Genomic DNA, 18770 nt, shown 5'->3' with positions numbered 1-18770 from the left:
CTACCGACTCCCACGCCCACACCCCGCACGCCCGCGAGGGAGCGGCGCGCGAGAGGATGGGCGTGTGAGCGCGTACCTCGGAGTGGACCTGGCGTGGGGGCTCGGGACCGAACGGCGTGCTGCGAACGAGACGGGGCTCGCGGCGCTCGACGAGCACGGGAACGTCCTCGACGCCGGGTGGGCCCGTGGCGTGGAGGCCGTGACCGCGTGGGTCGTGGAACACCTCGGCCCTCGGACCCTCATCGGCGTGGACGCGTCGCTCGTCGTGACGAACCCGACGGGCATCCGAGAGGCCGAGCGACAGGTCGGACAGCGCTACGGCCGGTGGAAGGTCGCCGCGAACCCGACGAACCTCGCATCAGCGGCGAGCGCCGGCGCCCGGCTGCTCGACCGGCTCACCGCGCTCGACGTCGGGTACGTCTCGGACACCGCAGGGATGCACGCGCGGACCACGCCCGTGTTGTTCGAGTGCTACCCCTACACGACGCTCGTGGGGGTAGCAGAGCTCGGCTACGACGACGAACGCCCCCGGTACAAGCGCCTCGACACCAGGATCCCGCCCGCGACGGCCAGGGCCAGGCGGGCCGAGGCGTTCGACGACCTCGTGCGACGACTTCGCGAGACGCCGCTCGACCCACCACTCGCCCTCGACTCGCACCCGCTGACGGCTGCGCTCGCCGACCCGTCCGTGCTGCACGGCCCGACGCACAAGCACCGGGAAGACCTGCTCGACGGCGTGCTGTGCGCCTGGACGGCCGCGTTCTGGGACCGGCACGGCGACCAACGGGTGCAGGTGCTGGGAGGTGATCCGAGCCTCCCGTCAGACCCGGTGGACGAGGCGGGCAGGAAGCCGGTGGTCGTGGCCCCAGCCCGAGAGTCGCAACGGGGCCCGCGGCTAGGGTTGGAGTCGTGAGCACGACGACCGAACCGCTGCGCATCGGGCTCGTCTCGCTGCACACCTCCCCCGGCGACGAACCGGGTTCCGGCGAGGTCGGTGGCATGAACGTCGTCGTCCGGCACCAGGCGGAGGCCCTCGCCGACCGCGGCCACCACGTCGAGATCATCACCCGCCGCTCGGCCCCCGCGCAGCCGGACTCCGTGTCGCTCGTGCCCGGCGTCTGCCTGCGGTTCCTGTCCGCCGGGCCGGCCGAACCCGTGCCGAAGGGCGAGCACGACGCGTTCATCGAACCGTTCCGGCACGGACTCGCAGCGCTCGGGCCGTTCGACGTGCTGCACTCGCACCACTGGTTCTCCGGCGCGGCCGCACTGCCCGTCGCCCGAGACCGCGGCATCCCGCACGTGCAGTCCTTCCACTCGATCGCCGCCGACTCCGCGACCCCGCTGTCCGAGGGCGAACGGCCGGAGTCCGCTGGTCGCATGGCCGGCGAAGCGATGCTTGCACGCGAGTCCGACGCGGTCGTCGTCGTCAGCGAGTCCGAGGCCGAGACCGTCCGCACCCGGCTCGGCGGGGACCCCGGCCGCCTGTGGATCGTGCCCCCGGGCGTCGATGGCTCGGTGTTCCGACCGGCTGCCGCCGGCGCCCGCCGCGCCGACGTCCCGTACGTGGTCGCCGCGGCGCGCGTCCAGCCGCTCAAGGGCCTGGACCTGGCGATCGAGGCGATCGCCGGCATCAGCCAGGAGGCCCGTCCCACCCTCGTCATCGCCGGGGACTCCTCGAGCGAAGCGGGCGACTACCTCGCCGAACTGCGTCGGCTCGCGGCCGCGCACGGCATCGCCGACCGCGTCACCTTCATCGGACCGCAGTCACGGGCCGACCTGGCGTTCCTGTTCCGTGGCGCGGCAGCCGTGCTGGTCCCGTCGCACTCGGAGACGTACGGCCTCGTCGCGCTCGAGGGATCCGCGTCCGGTGTGCCCGTCGTGGCCGCCGCTGCCGGTGGGCTCCGCGAGGCGGTGGTCGACGGGGAGACCGGCGTCGTGCTGGAGTCCCGTGCTCCGGAGGTCTGGGCCGCGGAGATCGAGCGCATCCTGACCGAGCCGTCGTACGCTGCCGAGCTGTCGGCAGCGGGGCGCGAACACGCGGAGCACCTGAGCTGGGAACGCTCGGCCGCGGGGCTCGAGCACGTCTACCGTCGGGTGCTGGGTCGCTCGTGACAGCATCGGACCTCGACGGCTTCTGGGCAGCGCTCGACGCGGTGCCGGTGGCGGACGACGCCGAGGCGCTCTACGACGTCCGTACCGCGGAGGGGCGACTGCGCCGAGCGAACCTGGCGCGGTACCTGTCCGACGTCGGCACCGGCGCGGACACGTTGCTCGTCGCCGAGGCCCCGGGGTGGCGCGGCATGACGAACACCGGGGTGCCGTTCACGAGCGTCCGCGAACTCGGGCCAACGTACCTGATGCCGCCGGAGCCGACCGCCCCGTGGGAGGCGTCCTCGCGGGTCGTGCACGCGGCACTCGCGGGCTGGAATGGCCCACTGCCCGTCGCGTGGGCGATCTTCCCGCACCACCCGTTCGTCGCACCCGACCGGCTGACGAACCGGACGCCGCGTCCGGCCGAGGTCCGCGACGGGGCGCCGGTCGCGCTCGCGCTCATCGAGGCGCTCGGGGCATCGCGGGTGATCGCCGTCGGGCGGAAGGCCCAGGGGGCGCTCGCGCTCGCCGGCATCGAGGCGATCGCGGTCCGGCACCCGGCGCAGGGCGGCGCGACGCAGTTCAGGGAGCAGCTCGCGGCGCTGAACCGCTGACGGGCGGCCCGTGGGCTGCCGTCCTGCCGGGCTCCCTGCTCGCGAGACACCGTCCTGCCCGCGAGACGCCGCCGAAACCAGCGGTGTCTGGGCGACTCCGCGGCGTCTCGGCGACTGGGCGGCGTATCGCGGCGCCGGAGCCTCAGGCGGACTGCACCTCGACGCCCTTGCTGGCGAGGGCATCCGCCACGTGCGCGGGCAGCCTCGTCGTCGCGTACACGGTCGTGAGCGCGGGCAGCTCGAGCAGGTCGTCCCAGTTCTGCGGGTCGTACCGGTCGTCGGACCCGTCCCACCCGGGGTGCACGTCCTGCAGGATCTCGAGGTCTGGGTCGAACGTGACCTCGGTGACGAGGGACAGATGCGAGGGCAGCAGGTCGAGGTCGTCGTAGTACTCGCGGGCCCGGTCGTCCTGGCCCTCGACGTCGAGGTCCTCCTCGGTCTCGTCAACGGACTCCCCGTCGTACGACTCGATCACGTCGAGGTCGTAGCAGAGCACGTCGAGCACGAGGAGCTTCGCGTTGAAGTCGGCGAACTCGACGGGTTCCTCGGTGGTGTTCGACTCGTCGTCCATGGTGCGCAGCGTATCCGTGCGGTCCGCCGACTGCCCGGTTTCGAGCAGGACACGTTCGTGTTGCGATCGGCGGGGAGAACCCTGTGAAGCCGGACAGGATGCTGTCCCCCGGAAGAGGGTGGTGCATGACCACCACGAACACCGAGGCCCCGAAGCAGGAGCAGCCTGAGCTCCGTCGGGTCATCGGCCCCAAACTCCTGCTGTTGTTCATCGTCGGGGACATCCTCGGCACGGGCGTCTACGCCCTCACCGGTCAGGTCGCGGCCGAGGTCGGCGGAGCAGCGTGGCTCCCCTTCCTCATCGCGTTCGCCGTCGCCCTGCTCACCGCGTTCTCGTACCTGGAACTCGTGACGAAGTACCCGCAGACCGCGGGAGCCGCGCTGTACGTGCACAAGGCGTTCGGCATCCACTTCGTCACGTTCATCGTCACGTTCATCGTGATGTGCTCGGGGATCACCTCGGCGTCGACGGCATCCCGCGCGTTCGCCGCGAACCTCGGCGCCGGCTTCGGGCTCGAACTGCCGAACGTGGTCGTGATGCTCATCGGCATGGGCTTCATGCTCCTGGTGATGGCGGTCAACTTCCGGGGCGTCAGCGAGAGCGTGAAGACCAACGTCGTGCTGACGCTCGTCGAGCTCAGCGGTCTCGTCATGGTGATCATGATCGGGTTCTGGGCCATCGCCGGGGGCAACGCGGACTTCTCGCGCGTGGTCATGTTCGACACTCCCGAAGACAAGGGCCTGCTGCTGTCGGTGTCGACCGCGACGTCGTTGGCCTTCTTCGCCATGGTCGGCTTCGAGGACTCCGTGAACATGGCCGAGGAGACGAAGGACCCGTCCCGGATCTTCCCGAAGGTGATGTTGACGGGCCTCGGGATCACCGCGGTGATCTACGTGCTCGTGTCGATCTGCGCCGTCGCCGTCGTGCCGATCGGGCAGCTCGCCGGCAACGAGACGCCGCTGGTCACGGTCGTCCAGACCGCCGCCCCGGACTTCCCGATCGCGGACCTGCTGCCGTTCATCTCGATGTTCGCCGTCGCCAACACCGCCCTGATCAACATGATGATGGCGTCCCGGTTGCTGTACGGCATGAGCAAGCAGGGCGTCCTGCCCGGGTTCCTGTCGAAGGTCTCCCCGACCCGTCGCACCCCGTCCACCGCGATCGTCTTCACGACGCTCATCTCGCTTGCGCTGATCGGCTGGGTCTCGCTCAGCCCGGACTCCCCCATCGTCGTCGTGCTCGGCGGCACCACGTCCCTGTTGCTGCTCTCGGTGTTCGCCGTCGTGAACCTGTCCGTGCTGGTGCTGCGCCGCGACAAGGTCGGGCACAAGCACTTCCGAGCGGGCGTCGTCATCCCGGTCATCGGTGTCGTCACGTGCCTGTGGCTCGTCCTGCCGTTCTCGTCCGGACGTGACATCGAGCAGTACCAGATCGCCGGGGCCCTGCTCGCGCTCGGGATCCTGCTGTGGATCGTGACGTGGTTCACGCACGGCAGGAAGCAGGCCGACAAGGCGCCGACCGGCCTCGTCACGGAACCGACGAGCGTGGTCCACGACGGAGCGCAGGGCGGCTCGCACGAGGGAGACCACCGGAACTGACCCGAACTGGGGCGGGTACGAGGGCGGCGCTTCCCAGGTCGCCCTCGTACCCTCGTTCAGGCACCCGGACGAGAGGACCCCCGCATGCACCGCGTCGGCATCACCCTGGCGTCCGTGTTCGGTGCGGGGATCGTCGCCGTCGGGATCGGTGTCGTCGTGCTCGTGGTCATCGCGGTGAACTCCCTGTCCGGCATCGGTGGTTCGTCGTCCACGCCGCGAGCCGTGACCTGCCCGGCCGCAGCCACGAAGACGGTCGGCGGCATCGCGGTGCCCGAGGGACCGGTCGCCGGCTACTGCCAGGACCGGCTCGTCAACGCAGCGGCCGTGATCGAGGCCGCACGGGCACTCGGCATCGGACCGCACACGCAGGCCGTCGGCGTGATGACCGCGATCGGCGAGTCCGGGCTGCAGAACCTGGACCACGGCGACGCCGTCGGGCCCGACAGCCGCGGACTGTTCCAGCAGCGGGACAACGGCGCCTGGGGCACCTACGAACAGCGGATGGACCCGTACACCGCGGCGTCGATGTTCTACGCGAAGCTCGTGAAGGTCCCCGGCTGGAAGACGATGACGCCGACGCAGATGGCGCACGCGGTGCAGGTGAACGCCGACCCGGACCACTACGCGAAGTTCTGGCCGACAGCGAAGCAGGTCGTCGAGGGTCTGACGGGCGAGACCGTCCCCGACACCGCGCCGCAGGGCTGACGCCACCGCCACCGTCACGCGGCGGCCTCGGTCACCTCGTCCTCGTCGAGCTCCACGAACGCCGCGCCGCCGTCGTGCACCACGACCTGCCCGCGGACCCGGACCCGGTGTTCGTCGAGCGTGCACGCCATCGCGTCGACCCACTCCCAGTCGACCGGGTACATGTGCAGGGCCCCCGGCCGTTCCCAGGCCAGGATCACATCGGCCGCGCCGACCTGTTCGACGATGTCCGCGACGAGGGCGCCGAAGTCCTCGACGTGGTCGTCCGGTTGGTACGGCAGGTCCCCGATGGGGATGACGAAACGGATCGGCACGGCGTCGGCGCCGAGGAACAGCACCCAGCACTGTCGGCGGTGCGGGCGTTCGAGGAGCGCGACGACGAGGTCGACGACGTCGTCATCGGTACGGACTGCGGTTCGCTCGAGTCGGTCGAGCACGTCGGTGTCTGGCATGGCTCAACGGTCGCGGACCGAGCCCCCGCTCCGGGCGCCCGGATCGGACCCGGTGGACGAACCGGTCAGAAAGGCCCCTGTGGAGGAGCCGGTTCAGATCCCGTGGGAGATGGCGCTGTCCACCAGCAGCAGCGCTGCGAAGAACGCCGCGACGACCGCCGCCAAGCCGATCACCGCGATCGGCCACGCCAGGCGTCGTCGCACCATCCGCAGCACCGAGAAGAGGATCGCGAGCACCAGGACCAACGCGACCGCCACCGGCCCCGCGTAGACGACGACCCCGCCGAGCGTCTCGTCACACCGGTTCCCCGGTGCGGTGCACGAGTGGAACGCGAGCGAGAGGAACACGATCCCCCACCCCGCGACCACCGCAGCCGCCGTCGCGATGGTAAGCACAGCGATGGTGGCGACCATGTCCGCGACGCGACGGCCACCCGTCAACCGATGCCGAGCCTCCAGTCCGGATTGCACGGGCACGGCCATCACGAACGCTGGCGGGACCCGCCACGCGTGGACCACAGCGCAGCGGCGACCAGCAGCGGCTGGCCGAAGAGACGGGCGATGCGCTTCTCGTCGGAGTCGAGGCCGAAGCCGTCCCGCCGGTTCAGCCACTGCGCGATGTTCCCGGGGAAGACCGCGACGAAGAAGAGCGCGACGGCCGTCCCGACGAGCCGACGACGGCGGGAGGCCAGCACCAACGCGGAACCGAGGCCGATCTCAGCGACACCGGACGCCAACACCGTGGTGTCCTCGTCGATCGGCACGAACTCGGGGACCTGCGCACGGAACTCCTGCCGCGCGAACGTGAGGTGGGACGTGCCGGCGAACACCAGCGCGAGACCGAGCAGGACACGGACGAACGATCGCATGCACCCAGCATGCCCGTCTCGATGGACGGACGCCCGGTGGTACCCCCTGAACCGGCGTCTCCCGGACGTCTGAGAGCCCGGGTACGGTCAGGACATGGCTGCACGGACCCGCGATCAGGAGCCACCAGCCGCACCCGCGTTCGTCGCCGTGGTCCTCGGCCTCGTCACCGCCTATCTCGGCGTCGTCATCCCGGCCGAGTCGATGGTCCGTCACGTCGTGCTGTGCGCCGTGTTCGGCATCGTGGCGGTCCTCAGCGGGTGGCGGGCGATCGCCATCGCCGGCAGGCGGATCGGGCCACGCATCGCGGCGTGGGTCGGCATCGTGATCGGTGGCGCCGGTCTCATCTCCCTCGTCTGGCAGATGCTGGCCATCGCGACCCACGGCGCGGTCCCGCCGCCACCCTGGGCTCCGTACCTGGCTGGCTGACGGCCTGGAGGCTCGTGGCGGGCCCGCCACGAGCCTCCCGTCCGGCATCGCGCACGTGACCGCCCCCTGGCAGGCCAGGCGCGCAGTGCGCGCGCATGAGCGCCGCAGGGTGCAGAGTGGCCGGGTGACAACGACGCCGCAGCCCTCGCTCTTCCGCCGCAAGCCGATCGACCAGATCGACGACGAGACCGGGGGCGAGGACGGCCTGAAACGCCACCTCGGCCTCTGGCAGCTCACCGCCATCGGCATCGGCGGCATCATCGGCGCCGGCATCTTCACCCTCGCCGGCACCGTCGCGCACGGCATCGCGGGTCCGGCCGTGCTGATCTCGTTCCTCGTCGCCGGGGTCGCGAGCGCCGCCGCGGCACTGTCCTACGCCGAGTTCGCCGGGATGATCCCGAAGGCGGGCAGTGCGTACACGTACGGGTACGCGGTCCTCGGCGAGATCGTCGGGTGGTTCATCGGCTGGGACCTGCTGCTCGAGTACACCGCGATCGTGGCGGTGGTCGCGATCGGCATCTCCGGCTACGTCGGGTTCCTGGTCGGCCAGTTCGGCATCGACCTGCCCGCCTGGATGCTCGGCGCGCCGGGCACCGGGGACGGCCACGTGATCGACGTCTTCGCGATCATCCTCTGTCTGCTCACCGCGTTCGTGCTGACCCGCGGCATCCGGAGCGCCGCCCGGTTCGAGTTCGTCGCCGTCGGCATCAAGGTCCTGCTCGTGGTGCTCATCGTCGTGCTCGGCGTGTTCCACATCAACAGCGCCAACTACTCGCCGTACTTCCCGTTCGGCTTCGGCGGCGTGATGACCGGTGCCGCGACGGTGTTCTTCGCGGTGTTCGGCTACGACGCGATGTCCACCGCCGCCGAGGAGTCGAAGGACGCCCGCAAGCACATGCCGAAGGCGATCCTGCTGTCCTTGGCGATCTCGATGGTGCTCTACGTGCTCGCGACCCTGGTGCTCACCGGCATGCAGAAGTACACGGACATCGACCCCGCGTCCGGGTTCTCGTCGGCGTTCGCGTCCGTCGGGCTCGGCGGCGTGGCGAACATCATCGCGATCGGCGCCATCGTCGGCATCGTCACGGTGCTCGTGACGTTCATGCTCGGCGCCTCTCGCGTGTGGTTCTCGATGAGCCGCGACGGCCTGATGCCGAAGTGGTTCTCGAAGACCGACCCGAAGCGCCATGTCCCCACCCGCGTCACCTGGATCCTCGGCATCGCGTCAGCGGTCCTCGCCGGGGTGCTGCCCATCGGCGTCGTCGCCGAGCTGACGAACATCGGCATCCTGCTCGCCTTCGTGGTGGTCTGCACCGCCGTCGTCGTGCTCCGCTACACCCAGCCGGACCTGCCGCGGCAGTTCAAGCTGCCGCTGATGCCGATCGTCCCGATCATCGGCGTCATCGCGTCGCTGTGGCTCGTCACGTTCCTGCAGTGGGAGACCTGGGTGCGGTTCGCGGTGTGGTTCGCGATCGGGCTCGGGGTGTACTTCGGGTACTCGCGGAAGCACAGCAAGCTCGCCGGCCCCCAGGGTCCTCGCACCCGGTAGCCCGCAGGACCGCCCGTCGACCACCGCGTCGAACGCGACAACCCCAGGCGGCCCACCGGCCGCCTGGGGTTGGTCGAGCAACTGGCTCTCAGCTGGAGGGCGTGACCCCCTGGAGCGAGATGGCCCTCCAGACGTCGAACTGGCGGTCGTTGCCGGTCTGGACCGCGCCGTACAGGATCTTCGCCGCGGCGAACTGCTCGTCGGAGAGGGCTCGGAAGTAGCCGGGTCCGACGACAGCGGAACCGCGACCGGGAGACTGGATGATCTTCATTGTTCAGATTCCTTTCGAGTGGGTGTGTTCTGTGACCGCATTCACGCGGTGGTGCCTTGCAGGACGATCGCTCGCCAGAGATCGAATTGACGATCATTGCCGATGAACGGGTCGCCCCAGATCTCCGTCGCCTGGCTGACGAATTCCCCCTCGGGGAGCTGGAAGAAGTACCCGGGCCCGATCGCCGCGATTCCGCGACCACCGGACTGGATCAGCCGCATGTCCTCGTCGGTGGCCTTGTCCGAGCCGCTCCCGGAACCCTGGTACGAACCGTCGTACTCGAAGTGCCACGGTTCGGGCGAGGAGAACCCGTCACCCTTCGGCTGCCACCCGAACTTCGGTCCGTTCGCGTTCGCCCAGACCTTCTCGGCCGAACCGGCGTTGTTGACGTTGCTCCCGAAGTCGCACGCCAGCGCCCAGCCATGGACCGAGGTCCCCGGCTTTGCGGCGAGGTTCCCGGTGCCGTTCTGGTAGGCCTCCCAGAGCGCCTGCTGGCGCGCCAGGTCCCGGTACGCCTCGGTGATGGAGAGCGACTTGCCGAACTTGGTCCTGAACGCCGCGCTGAAGTCGTTGTACGCGGCGGCCGCGTCGGGCCGGAGGTACGGCTGACCGACGCCCACCGGGACCTTCGCCAGGGCCGACGCCGGGATCTGCCCGTTCGAGTACCCTCCCCATGCCGCGGTCGAGGCAGCTCTCGACAGCCCCTGGGCGCCTCCTTGTTCGGGCATGGAACCCGCGAGGTTGTAGAGGTTGGCACTGTCGGCAGCATTTCCTGACGTGGGTACTGCCGCGAATGCGCGAGTCCCTTCGAATGCAATCGCCGCAGCCGAAGCCGCGACGGTGTACCCGAGGAGTTGCCGCCGACTCAATCCTCGTTGTGTCGGAACGTCATCGTTCGAATCGACCACGCCGATCCCCCTTTTGTCGACCAATGTGTGATCGCACTCTTCCACCATTCGACGACCCTGTCTACCCCCCTGCGGGTGCCATTCATCGGTGGTTCACCGGAAGTCCAGGACGGCGGTCGGAGCGAACGGTCAGCGTCGGTGCTTGCCCGCCGCGGCGGTCGGATCCGCCAGCGGGTGGTTCCGGAACCAACGGAGCAGCTCGCGCGCTCGACTCTGGTCCGCGCTGGAGTCCCCCGCGCCGAGGAACGAGCTGAACCCCTCCGGCAGCTCCGACGACTCGTCGCGGTCGAACGCCATGGTCCACTCCGGGAAGCGCCGCGTGTGGATCGACTCCTCGACGAGCAGGGAGACATCGTGGTGCCGATCGTCCTCGAGGATCCGCGCGTACGTCGCCATCACGGCGTCGTACGGCCCCTCGAGGAGCTGCATGAATCGACCGGCGCGGTAAACCAGGAGGCCGGAGAGACCGTCGCCGGTGTTCCGCTCCCGCGCGTAGGACAGGACCGTCTCCAGCTCGTCGTCGTCGAAGCGCTCGCGAGCCGAGCTCATGTAGACCAGTGAATGCAACATCGTGCGTTCGAGCATGCCCTGCCGACGCCGCCGCGGACAGCCCCTGTCCGGGTGGCCGTGCGCCTTCGGCTCCTGCCGCGGGGGTCGGTGGTTGCTGGCACGATGGACCCGTGCCAGCCGCCCCGATGATCGACGCCGTCGACGTCATCCGCTTCGTCGGGCCGCAGACGTTCGGTCGTGCGCGGGACATCGTCCGCCGCGGGCTCGTCGACGACGCCACCTGGCACGACGACGGCACGATCACCGGGGTCGTGGCCGGCTCCGCCGACGAACCGTACGAGGTGCACGTCGACACCACCGCCGCACGCGGCGAGTTCGTCCGCCCCGTCCGGTCCCGCTGCACGTGCCCGATCGGCGGCGAGTGCAAGCACGTCGCCGCCGCGCTCCTCACCATCAACGCCCGTGCCGTGGCCGCGCACGCCGGCCCACGAGCCGAAGAACCGGCTCCGCCGGCCCCGGACTGGAGGCACGAGGTCGCCCGCCTCGCCGGCGACACCCCGCCACCGGTCACGTCCACCACGTCGACCCCGCTGGGTCTGCAGTTCGAGCTCCGCGACGCGGTACCCGCGCGCATGGCTGCGCGCGCGCGATCGGCCGGACGGGCGCTCCCGACGGCATCGCGGTCGGTCCGGCTCGGCGTCCGACCCGTGACCCGCAGCGACGCCGGCAACTGGGTGCGCGGGCAGCTCACCTGGGGCACGCTCCCGTACTCGATGAACCGGCTCGGCCTCGGCGCCGAACAACACGCGTGGTTCCTGCAGTTCGCCGCCCTGCACCGTGCGGGCGCGCTCGCCGGGCTCCCCGGTGAGAGCGACTGGATCCACCTCGACGATTTCCAGAGTCCGCTCCTCTGGCCTCTGCTGCGACAGGCCCCGTCGCTCGGGGTCGCCTTCGTGACCGGGAAGCGCGAGGGGGGTGCAACGCTCGGCACCGGCGCCCGCGTGCTGCTCGACGTCGCTCGCTCGGACACCGGGCTCGTGATCGGCACCAGCGCCGTGCTCGACGGCCGCCCCGTCGCGGACGGCGCCGCCCGGCTCATCGGTGACCACGGGCTCTACGTGTTCCACGAGTCGCCGAAGTTCCGCGTCGAACTCGCCCCGACGCCCGAGCCCGTGCCAGCGGACCAGCGGCGCATGCTCGTCGAGGGCACCAGGATCCAGGTCCCCGCTGCCGAGGTGTCCGAGTTCCTGGCGGACTGGTCGCCACGACTCCGGGGTGCGCTCGGGCTCGTCAGCTCGGACGGCTCGATCGAGCTCCCCGAGCGGACCCCCCCGGAACTCGTGCTCACCGTGACCTTCGAACCGGCCCGCGCACCGCGGACCGACGACGTCGCACACCTGCAGTGGCGCTGGCACGTCGACGGCCGGAAGGACCCGGTGTCGATGCACGGGCCGCTGCCGGACCTGACCGGTGTCCGCGCCGCCGACGACGTGCCGGAGTCGCTGGCGTGGTTCGTCGACGGCACGGTCGAGGGCGCAGACGTCGCGGTGCTCGCGAACGAGCTCATCCCCGCGCTCCCCGACCACGGCGTGCGGGTCGTCGTGCAGGGTGAGCGCCTCGACTACGAACGACTCACCGGCAAGCCGAACATCCGCGTCACGACGATGCCCTCCGACAAGCACGACTGGTTCGACCTCGGCATCATCGTCAGCGTCAAGGGCAAGGAGATCCCGTTCACGCCGCTCCTGACCGCGCTCGCGAGCAGGCAACGGCGGCTCAAGCTCGTCGACAACTCGTACCTGTCGCTCGCGGACCCGGCGTTCGACCGGCTGAAGGAGCTCATCGACGAAGCCCGCGACCAGAACGAGTGGGAGCCGTCGCAGCCGATGCCGGTCACGCCCCTGCAGGCCGGGCTGTGGTCCGAGTTCGACCAGCTCGCCGACGAGACCGACCACGACGAACGGTGGGCGGCCATGGCGTCGCGGCTCCTCGACGCGGCGCCCCCTGGCGACGTCGCCGTCCCGGACACCGTCCGCGCCGACCTCCGGCCGTACCAGCTGTCCGGGTACGCCTGGCTGTCGTTCCTCGTGTCGAACGGCATCGGTGGGGTGCTCGCCGACGACATGGGACTCGGCAAGACCCTGCAGGCGCTCGCCATGATCGCCGCGCGCCGGGGTACCGCGTCCGACGACCCGCCGTTCCTCGTCGTCGCACCGACCTCGGTCGTCGGGAACTGGGCGGCCGAGGCAGCACGGTTCGTCCCGTCGCTGCGGGTCGCCACGATCGAGACGACCTCGTTGAAGGACCCCGCGCTCGTCGCCAGGACCGCTGCCGCGTCGGACGTCGTCGTGACCTCCTACGCGCTGCTCCGCCTCGACGCCCGCGCCTACACCGACCTGCCGTGGTCGGCGCTGCTCCTCGACGAAGCGCAGTTCGTGAAGAACCCGCAGTCGCAGACGCACCGGGCGGCCGCCGAGCTGCAGGCCCCCGTGAAGATCGCGATCACCGGCACCCCGCTCGAGAACGGGCTGACCGACCTCTGGGCGCTGTTCTCGATCGTCGCACCCGGGCTGCTGTCGTCGTGGACGCGGTTCGGCGACGACTACGTGAAGCCCCTCGCCTCCCCCGACCTCCGGGGCTCCGCGCGCCAGGAGCTCACCGCACGTCTGCGCCGTCGGATCCGCCCGCTCATGCTGCGGCGGACGAAGGAGAGCGTCGCCGCCGACCTGCCGCCGAAGCAGGAGCAGGTCGTCCGGGTCACGCTCGACCCGGCGCACCGGGACGTCTACGAGCGGACGCTCAACCGTGAGCGCCTCAAGGTGCTCGACCTCATCGACGACCTCGACCGCAACCGGATGATCGTGTTCCGGTCACTGACACTGCTCCGGATGCTCGCGCTCTCCCCAGCGCTGGTGTCAGGTGAGTCGCAGGACATCCCCTCCGCCAAGCTCGAGCTGCTGCTCGACGAACTGGAGCAGCTCGCGGCAGAGGGCCGTCGCGCACTCGTGTTCAGCCAGTTCACGTCGTTCCTCCGCATGGTGGCCACGGCCCTCGACGACCGCGGCATCGGGTACGAGTACCTCGACGGCTCGACACGGGCCCGCACGAAGGTGATCGACCGCTTCCGGAACGGCACCGCCCCGGCGTTCCTCATCTCGCTCAAGGCCGGCGGCTTCGGGCTGACCCTCACCGAAGCGGACACCGTGTTCGTGCTCGACCCGTGGTGGAACCCCGCTGCCGAATCACAGGCCGTCGACCGGACGCACCGCATCGGGCAGACCCGGTCGGTGAACGTCAACCGCCTCATCGCCGAGGACACCATCGAGGAGAAGGTCCTCGCACTCGCGGCCCGCAAGGCCCAGCTCTTCGCCACGATGATCGACGACGACGCCCTGTTCGCCGACGACCTGACCGCCGAGGACATCCGTTCCCTGCTCGCCTGATCCGGCGCGGCACGCTCAGCCGAGCGACGCGGTCCACTCGGCCGTGGTGACCACGTCTGCCTGGCGCGGGAAGACCTTCTCGAGCAGCACCCGGTGCACCTCCGGGTCGGAGTCGACGCACGCGTCCGACAACACCGTCAGCCCGAAGTCCAGGTCGGCGGCCTGCCGCACCGTCGACAGCACGACGCCGCTCGTCGCGATGCCGCAGAGCACGAGGTCCCGGACGTCGAGCCCACGCAGGAGCACCTCGAGGTCCGATCCCGCGAACGCACTCACCCGCAACTTCGTGACGACGATGTCCTCATCGCCGGCACCGAACGCCGGGTGGATCTCGGTCGCGTCCGGTGCCTGCTGCGCCATCCGCGACGCCATGCCCCCGAACATCTTGTTCGTCGCCGCAGCCTCTGGCGCGCCGGGTCGGAACGCGACGCGGACGAACAGCACCGGGATCCGCCGCTCCCGCGCCGCCGACACCGCGGCCGTCGCCGCGGCGAGTCCCTCGTCGGTGCCGAGACGCTCGACGATGCTGTTCTGGTAGTCCATGACGAGGAGTGCGGTGTTCACTCCTCCGACGCTACCTCCCGAGTCCGTCGATGCGGTCGACCTCGTCGTCGGCGAGCTCGACGCGGGCGCCGGCTGCGTTCGAGGCGATGCGCTCCGGCTGGGACGACTTCGGGATGACGACGAAGCCGTGTGCCACGTGCCAGGCCACGATGACCTGCGCCGTGTCGACGTCGTGCGCCTCGGCGATCGAGACCAGCGTCGGGTCCTGCAGGTTGCTCGCCTTGAAGGGGCTGTACCCCTCGAGCACGACGCCGCGGTCGCGCAGCCCGTCTGCCACGGTCCGGTCGAACTCGGCCGGGCTCCACTTGATCTGGTTCACCGCCGGGGTGACACCGGTCGCCTCGGTGAGCTCGTCGATCTGGGCGAGCGAGTAGTTGCTCACCCCGACGGCCTTCGTCAAGCCGTCCTGCTGCGCCTGCACGACCTGCTCCCAGACGTCCGGTCGCGCCTCGCCGTTCGGCGGCCAGTGCACGAGCCAGAGGTCGAGGTGGTCGAGTCCGAGCTGGTCGAGGCTCTCCTCGATCGTGGCGCGGACCCGGTCGGCGTTGTCCGGCGGCAGCTTCGTCGTGACGAAGACGTCGTCGCGGGCGAGCCCGGAGGCCGCGACGGCCTTCCCCACGCCACGCTGGTTGCTGTAACCGGTCGCCGTGTCGATGTGTCGGTAGCCGGCCTCGAGTGCTGCCTGAACCGCCGCGGGGGCGTCGGCGTCGGCGATCTGCCAGGTCCCGAAGCCGAGGAGCGGCATCGCTCCGCCGGTCACCGGTACGGACGGTTCTGCGAAATCGGTCATGCCATCGTGTCTACGCGGCGATGTCGGACGCTGCCACCAGGATCGAGGGACACACCACCGAGCACCACCTGGAGCACCACCCGCCATGCCGTCACGCCGACGCCGTAGGACCCGCCTGACCCTGACCTCCGCGCTGATCGCCCTCGGCATCGCCGTCACCGGGTACGCCCTCCACACCACGGATCTCCAGCCGACCGAGGCAGACGCGGCGCCCACGGCGACCGCGTCCGTCGGCGCGAGCCCGGTCGGCGAACCGACGAACACGTCGACCGCAGCGAGCGCGCCGGAGCCGAGCCGAGCCTCCAGTCCGGCCGACGCCGCGCGTGCGCGCACCCTGCTGGCGGCCCTGCCCGTCAAGGGGAAGGCCGCGGCGACCGGGTACGACCGGACGGCGGACTTCGGCACCGCCTGGCTCGACGTCGACCGCAACGGGTGCGACACCCGGAACGACGTCCTCGCACGCGACCTGACCGAGATCACCAAGCGCGGCCCGTGCACGGTCACGAGTGGCGAACTCGTCTCGCCGTACACCGGCGCGACGATCGACTTCGTGCGGGGCAACACCACCTCGACCGAGGTCCAGATCGACCACGTCGTCGCCCTCGAGAACGCGTGGATCACCGGCGCGCAGCAGCTCGACCAGTCCGAGCGAGAGGCCCTGGCGAACGATCCGGAGAACCTCTTCGCCGTCGACCAGCACTCGAACGCGCAGAAGCGCTCCGGCGATGCCGCCACCTGGTTGCCGGCGAACACCGCGTTCCGCTGCACCTACGTGGAACACCAGATCACGGTGAAGACGGAGTACCGGCTGTGGGTCGTCCCCGCGGAGCGCGACGCGATGTCCCGCGTGCTCGAGCGGTGCTGATCCCAAGACGACAGGTGTAGCCTAAATCCGAGCCGATGCACACGCATCCACTTCATCGTCGAAGACCGCAGGAGGCCTCCCCCATGTCCGAACGTTTCACCGACCGCGTCGTCCTCATCACCGGAGGCGGCTCCGGCCTCGGCCGTGCGACCGCCGTCCGCCTGGCATCAGAGGGCGCGAAGCTCTCCCTCGTCGACGTCTCCGAGCAGGGCCTCGAGGCGACGAAGTCCGCCGTGCTCGACGCGACGACCGACGCCGAGGTCCTCACCACCGTCGCCGATGTCTCCGACGAAGCGCAGGTCGAGGCGTACGTCACCGCGACCACCGAGCGCTTCGGCCGCATCGACGGCTTCTTCAACAACGCCGGCATCGAGGGCAAGCAGAACCCCACCGAGTCCTTCACCGCCGCAGAGTTCGACAAGGTCGTGTCGATCAACCTCCGCGGCGTGTTCCTCGGGCTCGAGAAGGTCCTCGCCGTCATGCGTGAGCAGGGTTCCGGCAAGGTCGTCAACACCGCCAGCGTCGGGGGCATCCGCGGCGTGGGCAACCAGTCCGGCTACGCAGCCGCAAAGCACGGCGTCGTCGGACTCACCCGCAACTCCGCGGTCGAGTACGGACAGTACGGGATCAGCATCAACGCGATCGCACCTGGTGCCATCTGGACGCCGATGGTCGAGAACTCGATGAAGCAGATCGACCCGGAGAACCCGCGCAAGGCCGCCGAGGAGTTCATCCAGGTCAATCCCACCAAGCGCTACGGCGAGGCGCCGGAGATCGCCGCGGTGGTCGCGTTCCTGCTCTCGGACGACGCCAGCTACGTCAACGCCGCGGTCGTCCCGATCGACGGCGGACAGTCCGCCAAGTACTGAACGCGGTCGGCTGGGCGACGGCCAGGAGGCACGACTCGTCTCCGCCGGTCGTGGCAGCATGCTTGCATGGCTGAGCAACTCACCGTCCCGCAGGCGTTCGCCCTGCTCCTGACCGAGCCCGACGGTCGTCGGGTGCTCGACGCCCAGCGGTTCGACACCGGACTCGCGGGAGCGGTCCTGGCTGACCTCGCGGTCCGCGGCGTCGTCTCGCTCGACGGCAAGCACGTCCAGGTGGTCAACGGCGCACCCACCGGCAGTGCGGTCCTCGACGACGTCGTCGGGACCATCGCTGCGTCGGGCGGACCGCGAGGGGCGAAGTGGTGGGTGACCAAGCTCGGCAAGCGCCAGCTCCGCGACGACGTCTACGCCGAGTTGGTCAGCAAGGGGCTCCTGACGTCGACACAGCGCACGACGCTCCGGATCTTCACGACGACGTCCTTCCCCGAGGCGGACGGGCGACCCGAGCAGCAGCTCCGGACCACGGTCCTGAGCGTCCTCGACGGGCATGCAGCACCGACCCCGTTCGCAGCTGCGGTCATCGGCCTGCTCGATGCCACCCGCACGCTGCGCGGACAGTTCGGCAAGGTGGACAAGGCGCGTGTCCAGGACATCACGTCCGGCACCTGGGCCTCGGTCGCCGTGAAGCGGGTGCTGCAGGACGTGCAGACCGCGATCATGCTGGCCGGCGTCACAGCTGCGTCGGCCGCGACCGCCTCGTCGAGCTGAGCGCCGCCCGGAGCCGCGCGTCGACCAGCGACGCCGAGCCGGTCGGCGCGAGGATGCCGGTGAACACGCGGAGCGCCTCGTCGCGATCCGGTCCGACGCCGGCCGCGACCGCCTCGGACATGGTCGAGGTCAGGTCCTCGAGCGCTCGGATGCATGCGAACCGCACCATGCGGTGCTCGTCCACGGCCGTCGGCCCGTATCCGGCACGGAACGCATCGAGCTGCTCGGGGGTCGCGGGTTCGAACAGCACACTGAACTCGACCAGGTGCAGGTCGATCTCGCGCGGGCCGACCACGGCTTCGTCCCAGTCGACCAGCAGCAGCGCGCCGTCCTCCTCGACCAGCACGTTGCCCAGGTGCGGATCACCGTGGCACGGGACCGGATCTCCCGGCGCTCCCGGCACGAGGCGCGTCCCCTCGAGCAGCAGGTCGATCCGGGGACGCGCCTGCCGCCACAGGTCGAGCACCGGATCCGTGCCCGACGCGTCTGCTGCGTCGAGCGCGCGGATCTCGGCCACGTAGCGGCGGCGACGCCGCCGGATGCCACGGCGAGCGCCCTGCCTGCGGGCCGGCAGCGGGAACGCGTGTGCGTGGACGTCGGCGAGCAGCGCGCCGTACGCTCGCCATGCCTCCAGGTCGAGCCCGACCGTTGCCGCGTCCTGCCCGTCCGACCACCGCGAGAGGGCGAGCCGGCCGCCGGCGCGCCGACTGCGGCGGCGGCCGCCCTCGGTGGGCCGCGACCGCGTCGTGCTCGCGAGGCCGGCCGCGGCCATCGAGGTGACCAGGCGGGTGCCGGTCCGCGTCGGACGCGTCGTCCACTTCGCGGCCCAGGCGACGCCCTCGTCGTCGACCAGCCGCCAGACGACCGCCGAGGTGTCGGTGCCGCCGGTGACCTCCTCGACGTCGACGGCGTGCACGCCGAAGTCCGCTGCCACCCACCGCCGAGCAT

The 18770-nt window shown here is 70.5% G+C and carries 20 protein-coding genes and 1 pseudogene; 11 read left to right on the top strand and 10 right to left on the bottom strand.

The features are described 5' to 3' along the window. Nucleotides 1-64 precede the first annotated feature (64 nt). The 3 genes from ACIPJ2_RS08025 to ACIPJ2_RS08015 are packed head-to-tail and all read left to right on the top strand — an operon-like array spanning nt 65 to nt 2705. Complete coding sequence (locus tag ACIPJ2_RS08025) at nt 65-913, top strand: DUF429 domain-containing protein (protein WP_402728379.1); 849 nt, start codon at nt 65-67, stop codon at nt 911-913. Beyond that, complete coding sequence (locus tag ACIPJ2_RS08020; RefSeq protein WP_281264109.1) at nt 910-2112, top strand: glycosyltransferase; 1203 nt, start codon at nt 910-912, stop codon at nt 2110-2112. The genes ACIPJ2_RS08025 and ACIPJ2_RS08020 overlap by 4 nt, the downstream gene beginning before the upstream one ends. Further along, nucleotides 2109-2705 (top strand): uracil-DNA glycosylase, encoded by a 597-nt coding sequence (locus tag ACIPJ2_RS08015; protein WP_402728378.1) that lies wholly within the window; start codon nt 2109-2111, stop codon nt 2703-2705. The genes ACIPJ2_RS08020 and ACIPJ2_RS08015 overlap by 4 nt, the downstream gene beginning before the upstream one ends. Before the next feature lie 142 nt (nt 2706-2847). Here ACIPJ2_RS08015 and ACIPJ2_RS08010 read toward each other — a convergent pair whose 3' ends face one another. Then, entirely contained in the window at nt 2848-3276 is a 429-nt protein-coding gene (locus ACIPJ2_RS08010) for a DUF6892 domain-containing protein (RefSeq protein WP_402728377.1), read from the bottom strand. Between the two features lie 125 nt (nt 3277-3401). Between ACIPJ2_RS08010 and ACIPJ2_RS08005 the strand changes: the two genes are divergently transcribed. Together ACIPJ2_RS08005 and ACIPJ2_RS08000 are read left to right on the top strand one after the other, a co-directional pair. Next, complete coding sequence (locus ACIPJ2_RS08005; RefSeq protein WP_281264106.1) at nt 3402-4874, top strand: APC family permease; 1473 nt, start codon at nt 3402-3404, stop codon at nt 4872-4874. Between the two features lie 84 nt (nt 4875-4958). Continuing rightward, entirely contained in the window at nt 4959-5579 is a 621-nt protein-coding gene (locus tag ACIPJ2_RS08000; protein WP_281264105.1) for a hypothetical protein, read from the top strand. Nucleotides 5580-5593: 14 nt separating this feature from the next. Here the strand turns inward: ACIPJ2_RS08000 and ACIPJ2_RS07995 are convergent, their stop codons facing one another. The 3 genes and pseudogenes from ACIPJ2_RS07995 to ACIPJ2_RS07985 form a co-directional block, all read right to left on the bottom strand. Next, on the bottom strand, nt 5594-6031 hold the full coding sequence (locus ACIPJ2_RS07995) for a hypothetical protein (RefSeq protein WP_281264104.1): 438 nt from the start codon (nt 6029-6031) through the stop codon (nt 5594-5596). Nucleotides 6032-6124: 93 nt separating this feature from the next. Next, nucleotides 6125-6571, bottom strand: a pseudogene (locus tag ACIPJ2_RS07990) (hypothetical protein); the annotation flags it as partial. Continuing rightward, nucleotides 6514-6900, bottom strand: coding sequence for a hypothetical protein (locus ACIPJ2_RS07985; RefSeq protein WP_402728376.1), 387 nt, complete (start codon nt 6898-6900; stop codon nt 6514-6516). The pseudogene ACIPJ2_RS07990 and the gene ACIPJ2_RS07985, both read right to left, overlap by 58 nt. 94 nt (nt 6901-6994) lie before the next feature. On the opposite strand from ACIPJ2_RS07985, the gene ACIPJ2_RS07980 reads away from it, so the two are divergent. Further along, nucleotides 6995-7327 carry a hypothetical protein gene (locus ACIPJ2_RS07980; RefSeq protein ID WP_281264101.1) on the top strand — a complete coding sequence of 111 codons (333 nt, stop codon included), beginning with the start codon at nt 6995-6997 and terminating at the stop codon, nt 7325-7327. 124 nt (nt 7328-7451) lie between these two features. Further along, the gene (locus tag ACIPJ2_RS07975) at nt 7452-8876 is read left to right on the top strand and encodes an amino acid permease (RefSeq protein WP_402728375.1); all 1425 of its coding nucleotides are present in this window, start codon (nt 7452-7454) and stop codon (nt 8874-8876) included. Nucleotides 8877-8964: 88 nt separating this feature from the next. On the opposite strand, the gene ACIPJ2_RS07970 is transcribed toward ACIPJ2_RS07975, so the two are convergent. From ACIPJ2_RS07970 to ACIPJ2_RS07960, 3 genes are all read right to left on the bottom strand, one after another. Further along, a complete protein-coding gene (locus ACIPJ2_RS07970; RefSeq protein ID WP_402728374.1) occupies nt 8965-9147 on the bottom strand; it encodes a hypothetical protein in 183 nt (60 codons plus the stop codon). 41 nt (nt 9148-9188) lie between these two features. Beyond that, nucleotides 9189-9875, bottom strand: coding sequence for a D-alanyl-D-alanine carboxypeptidase family protein (locus ACIPJ2_RS07965; protein WP_402728373.1), 687 nt, complete (start codon nt 9873-9875; stop codon nt 9189-9191). A gap of 309 nt (nt 9876-10184) precedes the next feature. Beyond that, nucleotides 10185-10625, bottom strand: a complete 441-nt coding sequence (locus ACIPJ2_RS07960) for a BLUF domain-containing protein (RefSeq protein WP_402728372.1) — start codon at nt 10623-10625, stop codon at nt 10185-10187. A gap of 110 nt (nt 10626-10735) precedes the next feature. Here ACIPJ2_RS07960 and ACIPJ2_RS07955 point away from each other — a divergent pair, with 110 nt between their 5' ends. Next, nucleotides 10736-14008 carry an SNF2-related protein gene (locus tag ACIPJ2_RS07955; RefSeq protein ID WP_402728371.1) on the top strand — a complete coding sequence of 1091 codons (3273 nt, stop codon included), beginning with the start codon at nt 10736-10738 and terminating at the stop codon, nt 14006-14008. A gap of 15 nt (nt 14009-14023) precedes the next feature. Here ACIPJ2_RS07955 and ACIPJ2_RS07950 read toward each other — a convergent pair whose 3' ends face one another. Together ACIPJ2_RS07950 and ACIPJ2_RS07945 are read right to left on the bottom strand one after the other, a co-directional pair. Next, on the bottom strand, nt 14024-14572 hold the full coding sequence (locus tag ACIPJ2_RS07950; RefSeq protein WP_402728370.1) for a cysteine hydrolase family protein: 549 nt from the start codon (nt 14570-14572) through the stop codon (nt 14024-14026). Nucleotides 14573-14582: 10 nt separating this feature from the next. Next, a complete protein-coding gene (locus ACIPJ2_RS07945) occupies nt 14583-15362 on the bottom strand; it encodes an aldo/keto reductase (RefSeq protein WP_402728369.1) in 780 nt (259 codons plus the stop codon). Between the two features lie 85 nt (nt 15363-15447). Between ACIPJ2_RS07945 and ACIPJ2_RS07940 the strand changes: the two genes are divergently transcribed. The 3 genes from ACIPJ2_RS07940 (at nt 15448) to ACIPJ2_RS07930 (ending at nt 17822) form a co-directional block, all read left to right on the top strand. Continuing rightward, entirely contained in the window at nt 15448-16227 is a 780-nt protein-coding gene (locus tag ACIPJ2_RS07940) for an HNH endonuclease family protein (RefSeq protein WP_402728368.1), read from the top strand. 83 nt (nt 16228-16310) lie between these two features. Then, nucleotides 16311-17096 (top strand): SDR family oxidoreductase, encoded by a 786-nt coding sequence (locus tag ACIPJ2_RS07935; protein WP_402728367.1) that lies wholly within the window; start codon nt 16311-16313, stop codon nt 17094-17096. 66 nt (nt 17097-17162) lie between these two features. Continuing rightward, nucleotides 17163-17822 carry a GPP34 family phosphoprotein gene (locus ACIPJ2_RS07930; RefSeq protein ID WP_402728366.1) on the top strand — a complete coding sequence of 220 codons (660 nt, stop codon included), beginning with the start codon at nt 17163-17165 and terminating at the stop codon, nt 17820-17822. Here ACIPJ2_RS07930 and ACIPJ2_RS07925 read toward each other — a convergent pair. Next, nucleotides 17785-18756, bottom strand: coding sequence for a phosphotransferase (locus tag ACIPJ2_RS07925; RefSeq protein WP_402728365.1), 972 nt, complete (start codon nt 18754-18756; stop codon nt 17785-17787). The two genes, ACIPJ2_RS07930 and ACIPJ2_RS07925, sit on opposite strands and share 38 nt — an antisense overlap. Nucleotides 18757-18770 lie beyond the last annotated feature (14 nt).

Origin of the sequence: Curtobacterium sp. NPDC090217, assembly GCF_044746705.1 — a bacterium.
In the GTDB taxonomy this organism is placed as follows: Bacteria; Actinomycetota; Actinomycetes; order Actinomycetales; family Microbacteriaceae; genus Curtobacterium.
The sequence above is the reverse complement of the archived record's forward strand: the minus strand, read 5'-3'. Positions and strand labels throughout refer to the sequence as shown.